The organism is Tritonibacter sp. SIMBA_163 (genome assembly GCF_046535935.1).
Lineage (GTDB): Bacteria > Pseudomonadota > Alphaproteobacteria > Rhodobacterales > Rhodobacteraceae > Epibacterium > Epibacterium scottomollicae.
On the sequence record NZ_JAWJBP010001398.1, the window covers coordinates 1 to 234 of the forward strand.

Genomic DNA, 234 nt, shown 5'->3' on the forward strand with positions numbered 1-234 from the left:
GTATTGGTCTTCGTACACGTGCTGGTGAGCCGGAGATGATCCCGCCCGTGTCCTGCAAACTAGTGGCCTGCCTCTACCCCTTGGCGGCGCGGGCCGCTGCCATCAACGTCTTTTTTGCCTCGCTGATCGGCAGTTCGCTCGGATGGGACGTGCTCACCCCGCATATGAGCGTGGTGATCGCAGGAGGGCTCGGCCTACCCGCGGCATGGATGTTTGCCCGCCATATCCATGGAC

At 62.4% G+C, this 234-nt stretch carries 1 protein-coding gene; it reads left to right on the forward strand.

Annotation, left to right across the window (positions count from 1 at the left end):
- Positions 1–47: 47 nt before the first annotated feature.
- Positions 48–234 (forward strand): NnrT protein (locus R0J92_RS26890; protein ID WP_411053933.1); only part of this gene is annotated, 187 nt, incomplete at its 3' end.